At 36.0% G+C, this 17,478-nt stretch carries 17 protein-coding genes; 11 read left to right on the top strand and 6 right to left on the bottom strand.

Annotation, left to right across the window (positions count from 1 at the left end):
- Positions 1–4 precede the first annotated feature (4 nt).
- The 5 genes from ACIQ1H_RS09565 (at position 5) to ACIQ1H_RS09545 (ending at position 5,387) form a co-directional block, all read left to right on the top strand.
- On the top strand, positions 5–769 hold the full coding sequence (locus ACIQ1H_RS09565) for a PHP domain-containing protein (protein WP_402888364.1): 765 nt from the start codon (positions 5–7) through the stop codon (positions 767–769).
- 1,086 nt (positions 770–1,855) lie between these two features.
- Entirely contained in the window at positions 1,856–3,343 is a 1,488-nt protein-coding gene (locus ACIQ1H_RS09560) for a malate:quinone oxidoreductase (RefSeq protein ID WP_173478533.1), read from the top strand.
- Positions 3,344–3,615: 272 nt separating this feature from the next.
- The gene (locus ACIQ1H_RS09555) at positions 3,616–3,837 is read left to right on the top strand and encodes a DUF2829 domain-containing protein (RefSeq protein ID WP_173478534.1); all 222 of its coding nucleotides are present in this window, start codon (positions 3,616–3,618) and stop codon (positions 3,835–3,837) included.
- 132 nt (positions 3,838–3,969) lie between these two features.
- On the top strand, positions 3,970–4,725 hold the full coding sequence (locus ACIQ1H_RS09550) for a 3-oxoacyl-ACP reductase (RefSeq protein WP_402888362.1): 756 nt from the start codon (positions 3,970–3,972) through the stop codon (positions 4,723–4,725).
- Between the two features lie 152 nt (positions 4,726–4,877).
- Positions 4,878–5,387 carry a QueT transporter family protein gene (locus ACIQ1H_RS09545; protein ID WP_402888360.1) on the top strand — a complete coding sequence of 170 codons (510 nt, stop codon included), beginning with the start codon at positions 4,878–4,880 and terminating at the stop codon, positions 5,385–5,387.
- 457 nt (positions 5,388–5,844) lie between these two features.
- On the opposite strand, the gene ACIQ1H_RS09540 is transcribed toward ACIQ1H_RS09545, so the two are convergent.
- Positions 5,845–6,378 (bottom strand): ECF transporter S component, encoded by a 534-nt coding sequence (locus ACIQ1H_RS09540; protein WP_402888358.1) that lies wholly within the window; start codon positions 6,376–6,378, stop codon positions 5,845–5,847.
- A 435-nt stretch (positions 6,379–6,813) separates the two neighbouring features.
- Between ACIQ1H_RS09540 and ACIQ1H_RS09535 the strand changes: the two genes are divergently transcribed.
- The 4 genes from ACIQ1H_RS09535 (at position 6,814) to ACIQ1H_RS09520 (ending at position 10,576) form a co-directional block, all read left to right on the top strand.
- Positions 6,814–7,035, top strand: a complete 222-nt coding sequence (locus tag ACIQ1H_RS09535; RefSeq protein WP_402888356.1) for a transcriptional regulator SplA domain-containing protein — start codon at positions 6,814–6,816, stop codon at positions 7,033–7,035.
- Between the two features lie 12 nt (positions 7,036–7,047).
- Entirely contained in the window at positions 7,048–8,076 is a 1,029-nt protein-coding gene (gene splB, locus ACIQ1H_RS09530; RefSeq protein WP_402888354.1) for a spore photoproduct lyase, read from the top strand.
- Between the two features lie 221 nt (positions 8,077–8,297).
- Entirely contained in the window at positions 8,298–9,236 is a 939-nt protein-coding gene (locus tag ACIQ1H_RS09525) for an arginine deiminase family protein (protein ID WP_402888352.1), read from the top strand.
- A 14-nt stretch (positions 9,237–9,250) separates the two neighbouring features.
- Positions 9,251–10,576 (top strand): amino acid permease, encoded by a 1,326-nt coding sequence (locus ACIQ1H_RS09520; RefSeq protein ID WP_402888351.1) that lies wholly within the window; start codon positions 9,251–9,253, stop codon positions 10,574–10,576.
- On the opposite strand, the gene ACIQ1H_RS09515 is transcribed toward ACIQ1H_RS09520, so the two are convergent.
- Positions 10,573–11,343, bottom strand: coding sequence for a YqcI/YcgG family protein (locus tag ACIQ1H_RS09515; protein WP_402888349.1), 771 nt, complete (start codon positions 11,341–11,343; stop codon positions 10,573–10,575). The genes ACIQ1H_RS09520 and ACIQ1H_RS09515 overlap by 4 nt on opposite strands.
- A gap of 1,191 nt (positions 11,344–12,534) precedes the next feature.
- Between ACIQ1H_RS09515 and ACIQ1H_RS09510 the strand changes: the two genes are divergently transcribed.
- Positions 12,535–12,663: a hypothetical protein gene (locus tag ACIQ1H_RS09510; RefSeq protein WP_340825097.1), complete on the top strand. Its 129-nt coding sequence runs from the start codon at positions 12,535–12,537 to the stop codon at positions 12,661–12,663.
- 70 nt (positions 12,664–12,733) lie between these two features.
- Here the strand turns inward: ACIQ1H_RS09510 and ACIQ1H_RS09505 are convergent, their stop codons facing one another.
- Entirely contained in the window at positions 12,734–13,177 is a 444-nt protein-coding gene (locus ACIQ1H_RS09505) for a MarR family winged helix-turn-helix transcriptional regulator (RefSeq protein WP_402888347.1), read from the bottom strand.
- A gap of 118 nt (positions 13,178–13,295) precedes the next feature.
- On the opposite strand from ACIQ1H_RS09505, the gene ACIQ1H_RS09500 reads away from it, so the two are divergent.
- On the top strand, positions 13,296–13,883 hold the full coding sequence (locus ACIQ1H_RS09500; protein ID WP_402888345.1) for an NAD(P)H-dependent oxidoreductase: 588 nt from the start codon (positions 13,296–13,298) through the stop codon (positions 13,881–13,883).
- A gap of 32 nt (positions 13,884–13,915) precedes the next feature.
- On the opposite strand, the gene ACIQ1H_RS09495 is transcribed toward ACIQ1H_RS09500, so the two are convergent.
- Genes ACIQ1H_RS09495 through ACIQ1H_RS09485 form a run of 3 tightly spaced genes read right to left on the bottom strand, consistent with a single transcriptional unit; the run spans position 13,916 to position 17,447 of the window.
- Positions 13,916–15,001 (bottom strand): HAMP domain-containing sensor histidine kinase, encoded by a 1,086-nt coding sequence (locus tag ACIQ1H_RS09495; protein WP_402888343.1) that lies wholly within the window; start codon positions 14,999–15,001, stop codon positions 13,916–13,918.
- Positions 14,998–15,678: a response regulator transcription factor gene (locus ACIQ1H_RS09490; RefSeq protein ID WP_402888341.1), complete on the bottom strand. Its 681-nt coding sequence runs from the start codon at positions 15,676–15,678 to the stop codon at positions 14,998–15,000. The genes ACIQ1H_RS09495 and ACIQ1H_RS09490 overlap by 4 nt, the downstream gene beginning before the upstream one ends.
- A gap of 17 nt (positions 15,679–15,695) precedes the next feature.
- Entirely contained in the window at positions 15,696–17,447 is a 1,752-nt protein-coding gene (locus tag ACIQ1H_RS09485; protein WP_402888339.1) for an ABC transporter ATP-binding protein, read from the bottom strand.
- Between the last annotated feature and the right edge of the window lie 31 nt (positions 17,448–17,478).

The following is a 17,478-nucleotide window of genomic DNA, read 5'->3' as shown; positions in this document are numbered from 1 at the left end:
TTAAATGAATTTCGATTTTCACACACATGGTAAGCTTTCAAAAAAAGTTGAGTTTTCATTAGATTATTTTAGAAACATGGTGAAATCAGCGCAAGAAAATGGTCTTTCTGGCTTCGCTTTAACAGAACATTTTAATACACGTAATTTTTTTGATGTCTATAACACACTTGATGAGGTTTATCCATATATTCAAAATTACTACTTAGTAGACAATGTGAGAATTTTCCCTGGGATGGAAGTAGATATTCAAGAGGTGGGACATATTTTAATTGTGGCCGACCGAGCTATCATTCGCGAAATACGTACAAAGTTAGAACCATATGTAGCCAAAGATAGCTTTATTAAGTTTGCGCAGTTACTTGAACTTGTCGCGCAATACGAACTATTAATTATTGGCGCACATCCGTATCGTAAAAGTACGCCGTTGTATCATCTTGATCCAACTTTATTAAATAAGCTGGATGCGTTCGATTTAAATGGTAAAGATTTATATTCAATGGGCATTGAAGAAAATTCGCAACTTGTTTATCAATTTGCGAAAACATACAATAAACCAGTTATAGGTGGAAGTGATACACACCATCTTTTACAGTATGGCTGTATCTACAATGAACTAGAGCAAGACTGCCATACAATAACTGACTTAAAGAAAATTATATTAGATGGTCGTTATACTATTCGAATTTCTAACAATTTACCTGAAAAAGTCCTGAATGCCACAGAACAAAAAGCAATTGAGAAAAAAATGATGGAAACAGCTACTATATAAAATAAAAAAATTAGAAATCATAACATTTCGCTTTTGCTGTGAAATTGTGTCTGTATTACCTTGTGTTAACTTAAACATAAAAGGAAGGGAAAAAACAGATATACTAAAATTAAAAGGGTATGTCACCTAATATATTGGTGGCCTACCTTTTTGGCATTATAAGAACAAATGGTAAAAAATAAGTAGATATATTGACTTAAGTAGAAATTATTTAGGAATACGTGTATACAGCAGAAACTTTGCATAATTTTTTAAAAATAAAATATTCTAATAATTTCGATTGTTATATGGTAAAATTTATGTCGAGCAGATGGTGTTATATAACAACATGAAAATAAATTGAATAGTATTAAGGTAAAAAATTCGCTGAATGAAAGGAGGAAAATTATTAAATCGAAGCTTTAACTCTTGATAGATTTGATGAAAGCGTATACAGTAGCTAAGGAGGAAGGTGACGAAAAACCTCTTATTTCTTGCCTAGCAAAATAAAAAATGTCAAAAGCTTTTGCTATTTTGTTATGTATTAATGGACGTAATTTTTCGCTTAAAAAGTAGTGCCTCTGCGTACTATACATATTTTAGCGTATGAAACATTCTGCCGAGAAAGTCGAAAATTAGTTTAAAGGTACCTTGTGAATGTTAGTGAATCATGTAAAATAGAGTCGATTACGAGCTATTAGACTAAAAGTTCTAGGGCTTTTTAAATAAGCGAAGCGAAGAAGTGTTTAACATCTATAAAGCGATGGATAAATTATTTTAGTAGTAGCATACTAAAATGTCTTCATTTAATGTTATTTTCAATAAGATGACTACTAGCACAAATAGTGTATGTATTGGCAACCCATCGTGATACATTTGGAAACATTGGCAATAGCTTAGTTTTAGTTTATACAAAGTACTTTATAAGCTGACTTCGCACTTTTTACTACTTTTTGATTAGTTTATTACTATAATATTGTAGTAGATATTTTATTCTTTAATTAGTTGTGATAGACTATTGTAAGTTTATAGTTGATACAGAAAAGGTGTGTAACTAGTTTACACCTACATCATTTCTGCAAATCTTAAAATATAAGGATGGTAAAAATGAGTAACAGAGTAACTAAATCAGACGTCATCTTAATTGGTGCCGGAATTATGAGTGCGACTTTGGGGACAATGCTCAAAGAATTAGCACCGGACTGGAATATTACTGTGTTTGAAAAACTTTCAAACGCCGGTGAGGAAAGCTCTAATGAATGGAATAATGCAGGAACAGGGCACGCAGCACTGTGCGAGCTAAACTACACTTCTGAAAAACCAGACGGGACTATCGATATTAGCAAAGCGATTAATGTTAATGAACAGTTCCAGGTTTCGATGCAGTTTTGGTCTTATCTTGTAAAAAACAAGCTTATCCAAAATCCGCAAGACTTTATTATGCCATTACCACATATGAGTATGGTAAGAGGCGAAAAAAATGTTGAGTATTTGAAAAAACGTTATGAAACAATGTCAAATAATCCTCTTTTCAAAGGAATGGAATTTTCTGATAACCCAGAAAAACTAATGGAATGGATTCCTCTTATTATGCAAGACCGTCCAGCTAATGAGGCCATTGCCGCTACAAAAATTGACACTGGTACAGACGTAAACTTCGGTGCTCTAACACGTATTTTATTTGACCACCTAAAACAAAAAGATGTTGATATCAACTACAACCATAGTGTCGAAAGCATTAAACGTACAAAAGACGGTTTATGGGAATTAAAAGTGCATGACAAAGATGGTTGTAAAATGGAGTATCATACAGCAAAATTCGTCTTCCTTGGAGCTGGCGGAGGAAGCTTAGAGCTACTACAAAAATCAGGCATTCCTGAAGGTAAACACATTGGTGGGTTCCCTATCAGTGGATTATTTATGGTATGTAAAAATCAAGAAATTGTTGAACAACATCATGCAAAAGTATACGGTAAAGCTGCTGTTGGTGCGCCACCAATGTCTGTTCCACATTTAGACACTCGCTTTATCGATAATAAAAAATCATTATTATTTGGACCATTCGCTGGTTTCTCACCAAAGTTCTTGAAAACAGGTTCTAACATGGATTTAATCGCTTCTGTAAAACCGCATAATATTACAACATTATTGGCGGCAGGGGTTAAAGAAATGTCATTAACAAAATACCTGATCCAACAACTTCTATTATCAAAAGATCAACGTATGGAAGAGTTACGTGAGTTTATCCCAACTGCTAAAAGTGAGGATTGGGATATTGTAGTTGCTGGTCAACGTGTACAAGTTATTAAAGATACTGAAGCAGGCGGTAAAGGAACATTACAATTCGGTACTGAAGTAGTAAGTGCTGCAGACGGTTCAATCGCTGCTTTATTAGGTGCTTCACCAGGTGCATCGACTGCCGTTCACGTTATGCTAGAAGTTATCAAAAAATGCTTCCCACAACAAGCAAAAGATTGGGAGCCAAAATTAAAGGAAATGATTCCTTCATACGGTATCTCATTACTACAAAACCCTGAGCTACTTGAAGAAGTTCATGCTTCAACAGCGCAGACACTTGGTCTAAACAAAAACTAGTCATTAAAAAATAGGAACCTTTGATCCAGCTTGGATTGAAGGTTCTTTTTTGTTGGAAAGGGCAAGTAAAATGCTTTGAAATAAAAGGGGTAGCCGACCCTCAATTTTAGTGACCATTTTATTTTTTATATCAAGAGACTCACATTAAAGGCAAAAAAAGTAGTTAGAATGAAAAGTATAAATGAACTAGCTATAGTTGTAAACAAAATAATTATCCAGTATACTTTTTTGTAAGGAAAGTTTGAAAAGATTGTGAAAAAGGATGATTTTATATGACATTTGAAGAAGTATTACCGCGTTTAAAAGCGGGCGACAAAGTAATCCGTGAAGGTTGGGGCGGTGCTGAATTATATGTGAAGCTCGTTGGACAAAGCGAGCATGAGGGTGTAAATTTAAACCCCTATTTTTTAATCAATGTACGCGGTGAAGGCTACACAATGTTCACACCAACTGTCTGTGATTTATTAGCGGAAGACTGGAAAATCGTAAACTAAATTACCTTCGGGTAAAGATAAAATAGTATGCTAGGTGTTACTTAGTATGCTATTTTTTTGATGTCAAGGTAATCTCCTAATAGCTTAGAAGTTATGCGTATTAGTGATTGCTTTTTATAGAGGAGAAATGTTATGAAGTTTGAAGAATATAGTGGCAAAACCGTTTTTATAACAGGTGCCGCTTCAGGTATTGGCCAAGCTCAAGCCATTGCTTTTTTAGAAAATGGGGCTAATGTTTTCGGTTTTGATATGGAGGAGCAAGGGTTATTGAATTTATACAAGCAATACCCTCAATGTTTTGCTTATATGGTAGGTAGTGTATGTCAAAAACATCATGTAGAACTAGCAGTTGAAAAAGCATTAGGGATTTTTAAAGAAGTGGATATTTTATTAAATACTGCTGGCATCTTAGATGGTTTTGCCAAAACGCTTGATACGGATGAGGCACTATGGGACAAGATTATGAATACGAATGTAAAAGGTACTTTTCTTGTGACAAATACGATATTACCCCATATGTTAAAACGAAAAGCTGGCATTATTGTTAATATGGCGTCAATTGCAGGGCTTATTGCAGGTGGGGGCGGTGCGGCATATACAGCATCTAAACATGCAATTGTAGGCTACACGAAACAACTTGATTTAGACTATTGCCGTGAGGGGATACGTGCCAATGCCATTGCACCAGGTGCTATTCAAACTCCGATGACTAAAGCTGATTTTGAAGGTGATGGTGCAATGGCAAAATGGGTTGCTGATGAAACGCCTGCAGGTCGATGGGCACAACCAAGTGAAGTTGCCAATTTAACGCTATTCTTGGCGAGTCATTCAGCTGATTATATGCACGGATCTGTGATACCGATAGATGGCGGATGGATTGCGAAATAGTGTTGGTCAATCTAACATTCTTTTGCTATAATACGCAAGTAAGCAAAAAATAGCTTACACTACGACACTTCAGTTAGGGCATCTTGCTCTCTTCCTTTGGTCGTAGTTAGTACTAAAATAGCAGATTGCTATTTTACAAAGGAGAATGTAAATTGAATACATCTATTGTAAAAGATTCATCGCGTACTTCTGTAAGGGAACTTACAAAGGTAGCACTGGTCGCAGCCTTGTATGTGGCTGTAACTGTAGTATTGTCAGTTATTAGCTTTGGTGCAGTCCAACTACGTCTATCAGAGATGTTCAACTATTTGGCACTGTACAATAAACGTTACGTAGTAGCAGTAACACTAGGCGTAATCGTAGCAAATTTTATGTCACCGACTTGGATACTTGATGTACCTATAGGTGGTATTGCAACATTTCTAGTATTAATTCTTTGTCGATCAGTAACGAAAAATATTAAAAGTGATAGTTGGAAAATGGTCATTACAGCATTGATTTTTGCCTTATCGATGTTCACTGTAGCAGGCCAATTAACCATTCTATATGATTTACCATTTTGGGCGACTTGGTTTACCGTTGGAGTCGGTGAGTTATTATCAATGACTGTCGGCGGTGTGACGATTCACTTATTAAATAAAAAAATAGATCTTTCAAAATAATAAAACACACTCGTGAAAGCGAGTGTGTTTCAGACTATAGACAAACTCGAAGTTTTTCGAATTTGTCTATAGTCCTTTTTTTATTTAAAACTAATATAGGTGATGACTACTGCGGTTGATTTCCGCTACAGGCGGGCGCTTTCCGCGGGCACACCGTAAGCCGCAACCCTCGCTAACGCGCGGTCTGTTGCGTCTTACGTACTGTGCTTCCCCGCAGGAGTCGCCCGCCCTCCGCTCCAATCAATTTTATAAGTATTGCAAGCAGTCTACTATAATTATGGCAAACAGCTTCATAGGGAGGGGATGCTCGAAGAGTATGGCAAGACGAAAGTAAGAACCCCTTTTTTACAATAAAAATAACAAAAGGGATTAAGATTTCTATTCTTAATCCCTTTTGCCGTAGTAATTGATTCGCTGATAAGTCGGTAGAAATCGCCGATAGACAACAATCAAGATTTTATTTAAAAATCGGTGTTTTTTTCAATAAAATACAAACTGGTATTGCTACAATCATCCCGAGAATATTTTGTACTAAGTCTCCAGGAATCGATGTCAACGGTGCAACCCAGTTGGCATATAAAATAGCTTCACCAACATAATAAACAGCTATCATGAATGGAACTGAGATAATCATTGCAAAAAGATTGAAGGCAATACTATGTCCATTGCGTCCGTTCGACCAAGCGATTTTTCCGACAATATAGCCCTGCAAGCCACGAGCCACAAATGTAATAGGTGCCCACAACATCCAACCAGAAACGACGTCAAATAAACCCATGCCAATTGCACCTGCAATCGCTCCTTTTTTAGGTCCAAAAAGAATAGATGCCGTAAACAGCATACCTGTGCCAAGATGAACTAATCCACCATTCGCTTTAATAGGCAGTTTAATATTTAATGTGAGTGTTGCCACGAACACAAGTGCAATTAACATGGCGGATAGAATAAGATCAAAAGTTCGTGCATGTGAATAGTTTATTGTTTTTTGCATAGTTGTAAACCTTCCTTATTTTGCTTTATAAATCTCAAAGAATAGTTGCGCAAAACTGTACTTTGTAAATCAATGCTGCATGCTAGGATAACCTTAGCAAAGGCTTGGCCTATTTAAAAGTATCAATTTTGCAAAAAAAATAGAGGTCAGTTTTTACGGGAATTCAAATAATAATAGGTGACATAGTGTAAAGGCCAGCTTTTAAAGTGAAAGGATAAAAAGAAGGAGAGATCCAATGATTATGATTACGGATGGATTTATTGAGGCATATGTACTATTTTAAGTAAACTTGAGCAGCGATTAAAAAGAAATGAAATATAAGGGGATTCTAGCCGTTTTATGGTGATATTTGAACACGATGCTTGCAAAAGACTAACATAATTTCCTCCTACTTAAGCCAAACTAAATGAAATGGTTTGGGAGGAGAACGTACACATGCAAACTTATAATGCAGGAGATATTGTTTATATTTTTTATCGCAATCCACATATTCAAGATGTAACGAATATACAGGAGGCTGCAGTCGTGAATAATCCAGAAAATCCAAATGAATTAGCGCTATTTCTATTTGAGACGTATTATCCATTAACGAATGACTTTGTCATTTTTAGAAGTGAAATGGATGCGGAGCAAGCGTATCATCAATATTTTCATTAATGGAGGTAGAGAATGAGAAAACCATTTACACCTCAGCTCGTTTATTTTGAGCCTGATGCGCTGGATTATCCACTAGGACAAGAATTAAAAGAGAAATTTGAGAAGCTGGGTGTGGAAATCCGTTATACGACTTCTCATAATCAGGTGCGGAATCTCCCAGGTGACAATGATTTGCAAAAATATCGTATAGCTAAGTCAACGCTCGTTGTTGGGATACGAAAGACACTCAAATTTGATACATCTAAACCGTCAGCTGAATATGCTATTCCGTTCGCAACTGGATGTATGGGGCACTGTCATTATTGTTATTTACAAACAACGATGGGCAGTAAACCATATATTCGTACGTATGTGAATGTCGATGAAATTTTGGAGGCAGCAGATCACTATATCGCAGAACGAGCTCCTGAAATAACGCGATTTGAAGCTTCTTGTACGTCAGATATTGTAGGGATTGATCATTTAACACATACATTGAAAAGAGCCATTGAGCATTTTGGACAAAGTGAACATGGGTTGCTACGATTTGTAACGAAATTCCATTATGTCGACCATTTGTTAGATGCTAAGCATAATGGTAGGACGAGGTTTCGTTTTAGTGTAAATGCGGATTATGTCATAAAAAACTTTGAGCCAGGTACATCTCCATTAGATTTACGCATTGAAGCGGCGGGAAAAGTAGCGAGGGCGGGATATCCGCTTGGCTTTATTGTGGCACCAATTTATCTTCATGACGGCTGGGAGGAAGGCTATTATCATATGTTTGAACGTCTTGATGCTGAATTACCGCAAGATGTACGGGATGATATTACCTTTGAATTTATTCAGCACCGTTTTACAAAGCCCGCGAAAAGAGTTATTGAAAAAAATTATCCAATGACGAAATTAGAATTGGATGAAACAGCTAGAAGGTACAAGTGGGGCAAATATGGAATTGGCAAATATATTTATCAAAAAGAGGAAGAGGAAGACATTAAAGAACATCTTTATGGTTACATGAAGAAATTTTTCCCAAATGCGAAGCTGGAATATTTTACGTAAAGCACACTACATTGCGGAAACAACACACAATGGGGCGGCACGACAGCAGAGGAAAGCGTCCACACGCTGTAAAATCAACTGTTATAGTTTAATTTTTTTGTGTTGTCTCACTTTGGCACACCATTGTTTATGGTGTGTTTTTTTGTTAATGTTGCTTCGTATAATCTGAAAGTTGACGGTAAGGCTAACAGTAATAGTAAAGAAAAGAGGGAGAAAACAAGATGTATTCAATACAACCGAGTTGTTGGTCAGAGCATGGAGAGCTTACGGCTGTTATGCTTTGTGCGCCTTCTTGCTTAGATGTGCCAGATTTAAAAACAGCTGAAAACGTACAATGGAGCGCACCTGTTTTACATGCACGAGCAATGGAGAATTTTATGGAGCTAAAAGGTACTTTACAACATGCAGGTGTGAAAGTAATTGATTACTCATCGGAACTGCAAGGGGAAGCGAAGCAATTAAGCGAACAGCTTCTAAATCGTTATTTTGTGCGCGATCTCGCATGTGTATTTGGCAATCAAATGCTGCCAGGCGAAGCAGGTAGTTCTATTAGACGCCCTGAATATGGACATGCTCATGCAATACTTGAAAATTGGTTTCCTAAAAACTTTCAGGCATCGAAGGAAACTGGGGATGTATTAGAGTTTGGAGATGTGATGGTGTTGAATAAGGATGCAGTACTTATCAATATTGGCGTTCGGACATCGAAACAGGGTGTGGAACGTGTGAAGGAAAAACTATTTGAAGCAGGTTTTGCTGAAATTGGCATTATTGATTTGCCTCGAAGCTCTGACACACTCCACTTAGATATGAATTGTAATGTTGCAAACGAAAATGTTGTGATAGCCAAAAGCTTTATGCGATATTTTCCTGTGTATGTGATGACCGCATGTTCAACTCGCTTTGATATGGCAGAGCAATTTTTTAATCGTCATGGCTTTGAGGTCTATTGGTTAGAAAAATATAATACGATTCCTGATATTAATTTTTTAAATTTAAATCCTGAGACATTGTTAGTTAGTAAAAAAGCTACAAAACAGCAATTTAAAAACCATCCACTATTACAAAAGAAAAATATAGTGGAAATCGAAGTGACAGAACTTGAAAAAGGCGGCGGTGGTATTCGCTGTATGACCTTACCATTGGTGCGGAAGTTGTAAGAGGGGTGATCGCAATGAAGTCTAAAACTAGCAAAGGCCAAATGTCTTGGTGGCAGTTGTCCCTATTAGGTGTCGGTTGTACATTAGGGACAGGTTTTTTTCTAGGTACAAGTATGGCAATTGCTAAAAGTGGACCTGCTATTTTAATTCCATTTATATTAGCAGCCATTGGAACGTACCTTGTTTATGATGCACTTGTGAAAATGTCTGTTGCCAATCCAGATAAAGGATCATTTCGTACTTATGCTAAACAAGCATTTGGCAATTGGGCTGGTTTTAGTAATGGGTGGGTATATTTGATTTCGGAAATATTAATTATGGCAAGTCAATTAATGGCATTGGGGATTTTTACTCAATTTTGGTTTCCTGCATTACCGCTATGGATGACTGCAGCTGGATTCGGCGCACTTGGCTTGCTTATTTTACTTACTGGAATGAAAGGCTTTGAAAAGTTTCAAAATATATTTGGGGCGATGAAGGCAGCTGCTGTCGTGATGTTTATCGTAGTGGCTGTCATCCTACTAATAAAAGGGATAAATAGTGAACCTAAGCAAGTAGATGCTTTAATAGCGAACTTTCAAGGCTTCTTTTCTGAAGGGATAAAGGGGATATGGCTTGGTCTACTGTATGCATTTTTTGCTTTTGGTGGCATAGAAGTGATGGGCCTCTTAGTCATTGATTTAAAAGATCCACAGCAGGCACCAAAAGCTGGAAAAGTAATGATTGTGATTCTGACAACAATCTACGTCATTGCGCTCGTAGGTGCACTTGCATTAGTACAGTGGGAAACATTTATAATAGATGAAAGTCCGTTCATTACAGCTCTTGCAGATTTTCACTTACCATATGTAGCAGATATCATAACAGGCATTTTAATTATTGCTGGATTTTCGACTATGGTAGCTTCTTTATATGCAGTAGTTACGATATTAACAGCTTTAGCGGAAGATCATGATGCCCCTGCACTATTAGCGAAAAAAGGAAAACTGAAAGTGCCATTCCCTGCATTTCTTTTTTTAACAGTCGGTTTAATAATGACGATTGTGATAGGGTTTCTGATACCTGAAAAGATTTTTGAATATTTAATAACAGCAGCTGGGTTAATGTTAATCTATAATTGGCTTTTTATATTAGTGACGTATGCAAAGCTTATGACATTAACGAAGTGGCAACATGTAAAAAATGTAGTTGGGATGCTACTTATAGCAGTTACAGTTTCGGGTACATTAGGTGATAAAACAAGCAGATTCGGTTTTTATATAAGCCTGCTTTTTATCGTCATCATTGCTGTTGCGACATTTATTGTTATGAAAAAACGGAGCAACAAAAGCTCCGTTTAATTATTTCTCTGTTTTGAAAAAGTTAATGGAAGATGCCCCCGTAAAAAGGGACATTTTAATGGACTATGCTCATCATCGCTTAAAAAATATTGTTTCCATTCATGATTGTCCTGTTGCCCGTACCATTTTAAGTCTGGATGACCAGGGACTTCGTCATACAAATCGATGCGCTTTCTTATTAGCCTTTTTAATTTTTGACCTAATACAGTTGTATCATTAATATCCTCAAATACCCAGCGTGGCTGAAAGGCCATAAGCAATGTTGCAAAATGGCGACTTTTTCGAAGCTTGTGGGCAGGTGTTGCACAAAATACAAAATAAGGCTCGCCATTAAAACAAAATTCCCATGTATGAACAGATGGATCAGAGGGAATTTCTGTAGGCCATTCTTTCTCGTCAAATGCAGTAATGTTGTTTAACACTGTCCAAAATAGGGCTCTATAATCCTCTACCTCATAATTTTCAAGCATATCCTGTGGCGTTTCAAAGAAAATAGCATGTGAAGTATATTTGCCAGCAGATCGAGCGCACTGTCCATATTCCTTTAAACAATCTGCTAACGCTTTAGCTGATTGTAACTCTCGGGGATCTCCGATAAAGCTGAAGCGAAGGTGATTCGATAAAAAACCTGTTCTGGCAGGAATACAGGGAAAGGTATTCGCTTCATCTGCAATCATTGTAGAAAAATCTTTAAATGCATTCTGTTGCCATAATGGTAGGGAAGTTAAATGTTGATCAAGCCATTTTTTATCTACAACTGCTCCCACATGAGTCACCTCCTTTATACATCATTAGACTATTAAAGGCAGGGCTAATCGGTGACGAATTATTAGGGAATAATTTCTAACTAGTCTCCTTAGCACGGTATTTTGCCATTTACATAAATGTGATAAATCCAAGCTAACTCTTTTCAATACAACGAAGCAGAACGTGTACAAGCAGAACAACGATAAGACGTTGTGAAACAATGAACTTTATGGCATGGGCAGATGAAAAACGCTGATATCTTTGTTTTAAATTTAAAGATATATAAACCTATTATTGAATTACATTGTACATAAACAGGTATTCTATATTTAAATAATATGAACAATTTCTGAATTATTTAATATTATTTATTTTTAACTTTTGTTAGTTTTAATGATTTGATAAGATAAAAGTAACATATAACATAAAAAATACTGGAGGTCTGTACTATAAAATTTCGTTCAATTCTTTTAATATCAGTAGTTATTCTTGGTCTTTCAGGGATTGGATTTGTTACCGATAATGCAAAAGCAGCATCATTAGATTCAAATCAAACGAGAGAAACAGCTCTTTCGGAGCATGAATTAAAGACAATAAAAGCTAACCAATTAAAAATGGGAAGCGATGAAAAAACAGCTGAGATGGGATGTCCTATTATGTTAACTACTACCTAAATCGTTTTGGAAATGATTCTATTACTTGGGTTGGAAACTTCAATGTTTGGACAGTAACGGGTAGTTATGCTAATCCATCACTTCGAATACTTAAACCAGTAAATACTTCTTGGGACGATGAAGCTCGATTATCAGCACAGTTTAACATTATTTTTGAAATAGGCTCCTTTAATAGAAGTCTCTCTTTCTACGTGGGTAATAATAGAACTGGCTGGGGATGGAATTCGTATTATTAATGTTAAGTATACTAAAATCTTTTTTAATGAAAGAGATGGTATATACATTTATCGTCAATAAAAAGGAAGGCTTTTCCTCTGTTAAATAGGTTGTCATTTTTAAAATCGTCAGCAATGGATTACAAGCCTTCCTACAATTAAATTAAGATTTATTAACGATTTCAGTATGATGAGTTATAATTCAATAATCACAAAGAGCACAAAGTAATTAATTGGGAATTAAAATTATTTTACGAAGAACTAGTTCATCGCTTCTTTATTCGTTGATATCCAAAAGTTAAAAAAGGAGAGAATTTTAATAATGCCAAAATTACTTGTTGGAGATATATTTGCATTTTTTGCTACATTAGTCGCAATTTCAATTCCACTAACAATTATTGGTTTATTAATCTACATAGCTAAACTAATTAAAAACCTTGAAAAAAGGTGACCACAAATTAAATTGCATTTGTGGTCACACTTATAGTCTAGCCTAACTAGTAACGGAAAGTTCATGCATATTAAAGCCTTACATCTAGTTTAAAAACCTTCTGCTGCAAAATATCTAATGCGTGCTTAATTTCTTCTAAATCTTCTTCTGAAACATCTTGAATAAGGTGTTGAAAACGGACTTCAATACATCGAAATGCCTCATCCATCATTTGTTCCCCATCTTCGGTGAGGCGCACATAATGTTTTCTACGATCCTCTGTATCACTTATTTTTTCAATTAATTTTTTCTCTTGTAGTTTCTTAAGCTCTCGACTTGTATTCGGTAGCGACATATGGTGACAATCACTAATTTCGGTAATCGTAACAGGTTGGCTTACTTTTAAATATTCTAAAATTTTATATTGAACAGGCGTAATCGCAACTGTAATGATGTTTTGTGATAAATCATTTGTTACCTGATGAACGCTTGCTGTAAATGTAACAAATTGATTGAATAATGCATTCTTGTCCAAATATCTCACCTCTTACTGACAAGATAACAAATAACTTATCTTAAAACAATTATCATTTGACAACTAAATAAGTATTGCGTATTATTTACTTATCAAATGATAAGTAATGGAGGCAGTTATGAAAACATTAATTATTTATACGTATCCAAATCATCAAAGTTTGAATTATTCTTTTTTGCAGGAAGTTGTTAAAGGATGCAATGAAAATCCCTACATAAATGAATTACAAGTGCTTGATTTATATGAAGAAAATTTTGATCCGATTTTACACTTTAATGAACATAGACGACGTCGTGATATGTATCGTGATCCAAAACTAGAGAAATATAGAGAACAAATAACTTGGGCGGATAAGATTGTTTTTGTTTATCCAATTTGGTGGGGAAGACCGCCAGCAATGCTTTTAGGCTATATTGATCAATTATTTGCATCCAATTTTGCCTATAGAGATAAAAAGGGATTGTTTCCTGATGGGCTCTTAAAAGGGAAGTCAGTCGTTTGTGTTTCGACAATGAAAGGCCCTACTAAATATCCGCTTTTATGGTTGAATAATGCTCACAAAGTATTGATGCGAAAAGCATTGTTTAATTTTGTAGGAATTAAGAAAGTGAAGTTTTTTGAATTTGGGAATATGGAAAGTAAAAAGGGAGGACAACAAAAAAAGTTAGCAAAAGTATATCAATATTTTCGACAAGTAGCGTACTAGAAGAAGCGAAAGAGCATAGGTGTGAACTACTTTCACATCCTATGCTCTTTCTTGTCTGTAATAACACTATCAATAGGGAGTGTTATTACAAATTTTGTATGTTCAGCAAGCTTACTTTTGACAGTAATCGTACCATGATGCATATCAATAATTTTTTTTACAATAGATAATCCTAGTCCGCTACCTCCATTTGTAGCGATTCTCGATTGGTCTGCTTTATAAAAACGTTCAAAAATATGCTTTTGCTGTTCATCCGTTAAGCCAATACCGTTATCACAAATACTTACCATAACTTTATCATGGTGGGCGGTCATTAAAATACGGATTTGGCCATTTTTGTGTGTAAATTTGATGCTGTTACTGAGTACATTCATCCATACTTGGTTCATTAAGTCCTCATCAGCCATAATCGTTATGTTTTGTAATTGAATATCAATATCAATTTGTTTTTCTAACCAATTTGGCTCTAAGGCTAAAACAACATTGCGCAACTGTTTATCTAGTCGATAGTACTTCGGTTCAAATGGATGATGCTGTGATTCTAAGGACGTTAATTTTAATAAATTATCACTGATTTTTGATAGACGGTGACTTTCCATTTCAATAATGGCTAAATAGTGCTGACGTTTCTCTTCAGATAAATCCATATTTTTTAATGCCTTTGCAAAACCATTTATGGATGTCAGGGGAGATTGAATTTCGTGTGATACATTTGAAATAAATTCTTGGCGCATACGCTCTAATTCGCCTAATTCGACCGCCATATGATTGATCCCACTAATTAGTTGGCCAAAATGATCATTTTCATCATCTGACATTTTGTCTAACTGTACATTGAAATCCCCTTTAGCCATTCGTCCAATAGCATCAACAATCGTATCCCAATAATTGCGCTGTCTTTTTAAACCGATTAAAAAAATGCAAGCTGCGGTGCAGGCAAATAGTACAAATACACCGAGAACCGTCGTCAATTGTCGCCAAAATCCTTGCAGATGTATGTCCACCCGCTGAAATAGCCAAGAAGTTACGTGGAAGGAAATAAAGGCAAATACTATATTGGCTAGAAGGAACATAATAAAAATCATTAGAAGCTTAAAGAAAAATTTCCAATACTTCATAGTGCTAATTCCAGGCGATAGCCAAGTCCACGAATCGTACGAATGGTGAAGCCACTTTTTTCTTCAGGAAATCGTTCACGCAACCTTTTAATATGAACATCTACCGTACGCTCATCACCCTCATAAACAAATCCCCAAATTTCTTCAATAAGCTGCTCGCGAGAAAATGTTTTGCCCGCATAACTTGCTAATGTAAATAAAAGGTCAAATTCTTTTAGGCGCAATGTGATGCTTTCACCGTCATACAATACTTCATATGTATGGCGATTCATTTTAACATTTCCAATTTCAATCGTTTGAGAGAGCGCAATACGATACCGTTTTAAAATGGATTTAACGCGTACAATCAATTCGACAGGCTCAAATGGTTTGACTAAATAATCGTCTGTTCCTAAATTGAAACCTTTCACTTTCTGAGCGGTTTCACCTTTTGCCGTTAACATCAAGATCGGTAAATCACTATTGAATGCTCGAATTTCCTTGCATAATTGCCAACCGTCCATGTTAGGCATCATAATGTCCATAATCACCATGTCGACTTTTTCTGCATCCAATTTGGACAGTGCATCCACACCGTCCAATGCTTCAATAACGTCAAAACCTTCATTTTGTAAAAATACTTTTATTAATTCTCGAATATGGTCATCATCATCCACGACTAATAGTTTTGTCATCATAACAAATCCTTTCGCCTTTAATCTTTAATGCGCAATTGTTGTTTAGCAAACTCTCTATACATATCGTGTGTTTCAAATAATGTATCATGTGTCCCACAGCCTGTAATATGACCTTTCTCGATAAATAAAATTTGGTCTGCATCTACGACAGTAGAAAGTCGGTGCGCGATTACGAGTGTTGTGCGTCCTTGCATTAAATTATCCAATGCTTTTTGTACGTAAATTTCTGAATTACTATCAAGGCTAGAAGTCGCTTCATCTAGCATTAAAATTTGTGGATTACGTAACAAAGCTCTGGCAATCGAAATGCGTTGTCGTTGTCCACCTGAAAGCTTTATGCCTCGTTCGCCGACCTCGGTGTTAAATTTATCTGGCAGTTCATTGATAAATTGATCAGCGTAGGCCATTTTTGCTACACGTTCAAGTTCCTCGTCTGAAACGTCTCTCGCAATACCATAACAAATATTTTCACGAATCGTTCCTGATAGAAGCGCACTTTCTTGTGCAACATAGCCAATTTGATTTCTCCATGAATGAAGAGAAAATGTATCAATAGGTGTATCGCCTAATGTAATTAAGCCATTTGTCGGTTGATAGTAGCGTTCTAACAGCGCAAAAGTCGTCGTTTTCCCTCCGCCACTCGGCCCAACAATGGCAGTGACCTTACCAGGCTCAATTGTAAAGTTGATGTTCGATAAAATAGGCTCTTCACCATAGGCAAAGTCTACATTTCGGACATGGATTGGTTCTTGTACAGCATCTAATTGTTGGCCTTCATAAATGTTTTCTTCTTCATGCTCAAGTAATGCACTGATTCGTTCTGTAGCACCCATAGCTTTTTGTAGTTGGGTAAAGAACATTGTTAATTGCGTCATAGGCATAATGATTTGAATTAAATATAAAATAAAAGCAACCATATCACCAGCTGTAAGTTCACCAGATGAAACACGAACTCCGCCATAGCCAATGATTGCTACTAGGACACTCATTAGTATGAATGAAATTAAAGGTGAAATCAGTGCATGGATTTTAGCTTCTTTTAGACCGAATGTAAATAGATTAGTAATGCCTTTTTTTCCTCGTTCATATTCAATGTTCTCAGCATTTGAGGCTTTTACTAAACGTGTTTCAGGTAAAACTTGATTGAGAATAGCGGTAAATTTAGCGGTTTCATCTTGCATACCTTTTGAAATGACAAACATACGCTTTCCTAATAACATTAAAATAATCATCGCAAGAGGAACAGCAATGAGCATGACTAAGGTCATTTTCCAATCTAAAAATAAAAGAATAATGACAGAACCGATAATTGAAATAACGCCTGTTAAACAATTTGCCAGATGTTCAGTTATTAGCTCTTTTACTACAGCTGTGTCATTTGTTACACGACTTAACGTCTCACCAGTATCGTTATCATCATAATAAGGGATTGGTAAATGGAGCAATTTACGCCATAATTGATCTCTCAATTTTGCTACAACCTGATGACCAACGCGATTTAAAAAATAAATGGAAAGTCCGCTCGCGATGGCTTGCACGATAAAAGCTATTCCTAGTAAAATAATTTGCCAATAATTAAGAGATTGTAATGAAAAGCCATCCACTAATTTTTTAGTGAATAGTGGCACGATAAATCCTACGCCAGTGGTCGCTATACTCATACATAAAGCGATTATTAACAAGAGCATCGGTGGCTGCGCCTGTTTTACAAGCCCCACAAAGCGCCGCCAATTTTTTATTGGTACTTCTTTAGTAGTTGTGTTATCCATTAATAAATATCCTCCTTGATTACGCTAAACA

Origin of the sequence: Lysinibacillus sp. NPDC097279, assembly GCF_044761745.1 — a bacterium.
Classification (GTDB): Bacteria; Bacillota; Bacilli; order Bacillales_A; family Planococcaceae; genus Lysinibacillus.
This window is presented reverse-complemented; position numbering and strand designations above follow the sequence as displayed.